Raw genomic sequence first — 4,545 nt, 5'->3', positions numbered from 1 at the left:
GGGCCGCCATCAGCGACGGCCAGCGCAGCAAGCGCTGACCGGCTAGTCGGCGGCACGGTGCTTGCCGACATACGGGGCCGGTGCCGACCCGGTGCTCGACGATGAGCCCCCGGACGACGTCGTGTTGGACGAGGACCCGGTTGACGACGTTGACTCGGAGGTCGACGTGCTTGCGGCGCCGGAGCCGTTTGCCCCGGAGTCTGTCGTGCCCGAACTTGCCGTCCCCGAACTCGCTGTGCTCGAACTTGCTGTGCTCGAACCGGACTCGGAACTCGAGGCGCTCGGCGCACCGGAGCTCGTGGTTGTCGACGGGGTCGACGGTGTGGAAGTGGACGGTGCGGAAGTCGACGCTGTAGGAGTCGACGCTGTAGGAGTCGACGCTGTAGGAGTCGACGCTGTAGGAGTCGAGACCGCGGGGGTGGTGCCGGTGGTGGACGGGGAACTCGTGGATGTCGTTGTCGTGGGGGTGACCGACGCCGACGTCCCGCGCAATGCCTGCTCCGAAGACAAGGTGACCGAGCTCTTGACAGCTGTCGTCGGCGATGTCGCCGCGAGAGCAGGCGTGGTAGTTCCGGTGCTCCCGGCGGCAGAACCGGCGGTGGGCACGGCGTTCAGGATCGATTCACGGATCATCTCGGCGAGTTGCTCGGCCGAGGTTCCGGTCATCCCGGCGGCCTGGCCGAGTCCGTTGATGTTGGTGACCACGTTGGCGGCCAACAGTTTTGCAAACGCATCGACCTGCGTGCCGAAGGCCTCGAGATTCTGCGGGATCAGGGTGGGCAGCTGCGGAATCATCGCGAGTGACTGATCCACCGAGGTGACGGCGTCGGTGTAGATCTGCTGCCACGCCTGCGCGGTCCACAGGTTGGTGACCTGGACGTAGTCGGGGCGATCCGGATCGTCGTAACCGGGTGCGGGATTCTCCACCCAGTTGCCGTCGGTCAGTTGCTGCCCGAGGTCGAAGGCCGTGTAGTACTTGCCGAACAGCCCGAACTTCGGCAACGACCCGGGCGCACCCTGTGCGCCGAACAGCTGGCACGGCAGGCAGTACGTGCCCGGCACGAACGGATTGAGCCCGTTCCACACCGCTTCGGCGAAGTCGCCGTACGCGCTGGCCCACTGTGCGGTGGTCGGCCCTTGCTGCACGCCGGTCGGGTCCTGGGTGAGCGTTTCCCATACTGCCTTGAGCGGGCCGAGCAGATCGAGGTGGACCGTCTCCCCCGACCAGAAGGGCTGGATGTTCACCACCGTTCCGTCAGCGGTGGTGTAGGTCGCGTCGTTGGGATCGATCGTGTTGCTGATCTCCGGGAAGGTGTAGCCCGTCACCAGTTCCCAGGCCGGAACCTGCCCGTACTGCAAGAAGTACAGCGGATCGCTACACGGCCCCGGAACGCCGGTGCAGTTCGGTGTCATCGGTGCGAACGAGGCCAGCGTCATCCAGAGTTGGTCTGACTGCGCATTCGCGACCAACGGCACCGGCATCAGCAGCAGACTGATCGCCTTGACCTTCTCGTAGTCCTGCTGATCGAAGCCGACCACATTGGTGGGGATGTACACCCACCAGTTACCGGAGTCGTTGAACGCCTTGGTGGTCTGCTGCAGTGCCTGATACTGCACGGCGGGAATGTTGGCCAAGGTCTGGTAGATGTTCGTCGGGATGTTGGCGATGGAGGTCTCGGCGTGCGCCTGCGCGCCGGGCGCGGCGACCTGCGCGCCGATCGCCGCGGCCACTCCCGCACCGGCCATGGCGGCGACCACCGATCGTGAACCCCGATGCGGTGAGCGTTGTCTCGCTGTCGTCGTCACCGCTGTTTTCGTCATCGCTGTTTTCGTCACCGCTGTTTTCGTCATCGATGTTTTCGTCATCACTGTGTGTTCCCTCCCGTTGCCGCGTGTGGATCGCGGTTGGACAATTCGATGCGTTGATTGGGCCGCGTGTTTTCTCCGGTGGTCGAGGTGTCCGAGCCCGCTGGGGCGAGGGCCTCGAGACCCGGTGCGATGACAGGTGTTGTCGTCACCGCGGGGTCAGCGGAACCAGCGTCGGCGCGGGTGGTCTCGAGGCTCGCCGCACGCGGCTCGCACCTCGACCAGCGGGAGAAGAGCCGGGTGGCTCTCCCGAAATCCGCCGCAGTGCTCGCCGCACGCGGCTCGCACCTCGACCAGCGGGAGAAGAGCCGGGCGCCTACGTCGTCACGGGTTGCCATACGGTGCCTCTTCCTCGAGTCGCCCGAGCCAGATTCGGCCTCCGTAACCATCGAGATGGGTGACCTCCCCGACGGGCCGGCGCGCCGATGGGCCGTATCGCCCCCGCGGCCAGCCCAGGGGCACGATGCACATCGGGGTGACGTTGACGGGCAGCTCGAGGGTTCGACGTACCGAGGTGAGGTTCCACAATGGCATCGTGGTCAGCGACGCACCGAGACCCATTGCCCGAGCGGCCAACAGCAGGTTCTGCACGCTGGGATAGATCGATCCCCAGTATCCGGATTCGGCCGGATGCGGCATGCGCACACCGGTGAGCCGCCCCTCTCGTACACCGAGGCGCAGGCAGGCGACCACCAGGACCGGGATCTCGGCGAAGTGGTCGACCTGCCACTGGACGGCCTTGATGGTGCGGCGCGTGGCGTCGTCGGATCGGACCAGATGACGGAGTGCGAAGCGTGAGTACAGATTCCACGCTTGCCGGTACCGTCGCGCCAGCTTCTCCTTGACCGCGGGGTCCTTGACGACGATGAACTCCCACTGCTGGCCGTTGTTGCCGGTCGGCGCGTGCTGCGCGAGTTCGATGCAGGTCAGTACGAGCTCGTCGTCGACCGGATCGGGACGGACCCGCCGAATCGCGCGCTGGGTCATCATGGCCTCCTGCAGCGGCATCGTCAGCCGCTGCAAGGCCTCATCGACGGTCGGTATCGGTGCGGGTTCGCGTGTCGGCGACGGTGTCGATGGTGATGGCGATGGTGATGGCGAGGCGATCTCAGTCATGGTTGTCGATCCATTCGGTGGTGAACCGGCCGACATCGGGTATGTGGCGTCGGAATTCGGCGCCGATGACACTCTCGACGCGCCCCCCGACCAGTGGAAGGCGTACCTCCACGGTGCCGTCGACGACCATGTGCGACCCGCCGGATGCGGGTTCGATACGAGCACGCCCGAGCCCGGAACCGGGAGCCCCGAGGACAGTGATCTCGATCGTGCCGTGGACACGATCGTCGGCGCCGACCTGCCAGTGCTCGGTCGTGCGCACCTTGAGCTCACCGGGGTAGACCCGTCCGATCAAGGACGGGAGGCGATCCGCGCGGAGGTCTTCGGTCATGACCAGCCGTACCGACTCACCGTCGGGCGTCGATGTCCTGTCGAGTTCGTCGAGGGTCGTCGACGACTCGAAGGCGGCATAACGGTCGTGCCAGTACGCGGCCGCGGCGAACGCGTCGAAGACCTGTCGGGTGCTGTGCGGGGAGGTGATGGCAACCTCGAATGTGCGCGGCATCAGGCACTTCCCGCGGTGGTGAGTTGATCGCAGATGTCCTCGGCGAACTCGCGCACCCGGATCAGGTCGTCGGGTCCGATGTTCGTCATCGGGATCGGTACCCCCAGATAGCTTTTCCGGTACTCCCCGGAGCCGAGATAGCTGGTCAACGAGAGCATCGAGCGCAGCTGGCCACCCGGGTAGGTCGTGACGAAGCTGCCGAGGTAACGCCCGCCCTGCCAGCGGCCCTGTGCGCGGACCTCCTTCAGATTCCCCCGCCAGCTGTCGCGGCAGACGACGAAGACGGCAAAAGCGCTGCCCGCCAGCACTTGCCGGGCCACCGGTGAGGTCAGGAACGAGCGAATCGGCATCGCCGGTGCGCTCCACCAGGTCGGCGATCCGATGCAGACCAGGTCGTAGCGGCGCTCGGTCACGAAATCCGGCACACGGATCGATCCGGTCTTCTTACGAACCTGGGCCGGCAGGACACTGAGCATGTCGGGCCACACGCGGGCCATCGGAAACCGCGTGAATCGGCGCGCGTACCGGTCGTCGGTGAACTCGATCGCCGCCTCGTCGACCGCATAGCCGTGCGCGGCGAAGACGTCCCCGGCGGCCGTCAGCATGCTCCGGGTCTGCCCCGTGTAGCTGTAATACAGCAACAGAACCCGGGGCTGCGGCCGGCCGACCGCGTCGGGATCAGCGTGCGTCATCTCCGGCCTCCCTTGTCATCCCGCCGAGATGGGCACCCAATAGTGTTGGCGCACAGGCATATTCGGTACTACAGTGAGGGGCATGACGACCAAGGTTGCCGTTGACCTGCAAGGCGCGGCCAAGACCATGCTCACCACTCTGTATCTGAAGTCGCTCGATGCGGCTCTGCCGCACCCGGTTCTCGGAGATCGCTTCGCGCCGCAGGCGGTGGAGCGACTCGACGTCGACTGGAGCGAGCTGGGTGTCACCGCGCGGTGGGCGCCGATCGTGACCGTGCGCACCGCACAGTACGACCTCTGGGCGCGTGACTTCCTCGCGGCACACGATCAGGCGACCGTCGTGCACATCGGCTGCGGCCTGGATTC

4 protein-coding genes and 1 pseudogene are annotated in these 4,545 nt (G+C 66.1%); 1 reads left to right on the top strand and 4 read right to left on the bottom strand.

The window, feature by feature from the left end; translation table 11 throughout:
* Positions 1–42: 42 nt before the first annotated feature.
* The 4 genes from B1964_RS10625 to B1964_RS10610 all read right to left on the bottom strand — a co-directional run bounded on the left by B1964_RS10625 (position 43) and on the right by B1964_RS10610 (position 4,179).
* A complete protein-coding gene (locus tag B1964_RS10625; RefSeq protein WP_244421223.1) occupies positions 43–1,821 on the bottom strand; it encodes a hypothetical protein in 1,779 nt (592 codons plus the stop codon).
* A 369-nt stretch (positions 1,822–2,190) separates the two neighbouring features.
* Positions 2,191–2,982, bottom strand: a complete 792-nt coding sequence (locus B1964_RS10620) for a nitroreductase family protein (RefSeq protein ID WP_170320246.1) — start codon at positions 2,980–2,982, stop codon at positions 2,191–2,193.
* The gene (locus tag B1964_RS10615) at positions 2,975–3,487 is read right to left on the bottom strand and encodes a DUF2505 domain-containing protein (protein ID WP_006372813.1); all 513 of its coding nucleotides are present in this window, start codon (positions 3,485–3,487) and stop codon (positions 2,975–2,977) included. Before B1964_RS10615 ends, B1964_RS10620 begins: the two co-directional genes overlap by 8 nt.
* Positions 3,487–4,179 carry a hypothetical protein gene (locus B1964_RS10610; RefSeq protein ID WP_006372814.1) on the bottom strand — a complete coding sequence of 231 codons (693 nt, stop codon included), beginning with the start codon at positions 4,177–4,179 and terminating at the stop codon, positions 3,487–3,489. The genes B1964_RS10615 and B1964_RS10610 overlap by 1 nt, the downstream gene beginning before the upstream one ends.
* A gap of 82 nt (positions 4,180–4,261) precedes the next feature.
* Between B1964_RS10610 and B1964_RS10605 the strand changes: the two are divergent.
* Positions 4,262–4,545, top strand: a pseudogene (locus B1964_RS10605) (class I SAM-dependent methyltransferase); the annotation flags it as partial.

Origin of the sequence: Gordonia sp. i37 (assembly GCF_002043085.1) — a bacterium.
GTDB lineage: Bacteria > Actinomycetota > Actinomycetes > Mycobacteriales > Mycobacteriaceae > Gordonia > Gordonia polyisoprenivorans.
The sequence above is the reverse complement of the archived record's forward strand: the minus strand, read 5'-3'. Positions and strand labels throughout refer to the sequence as shown.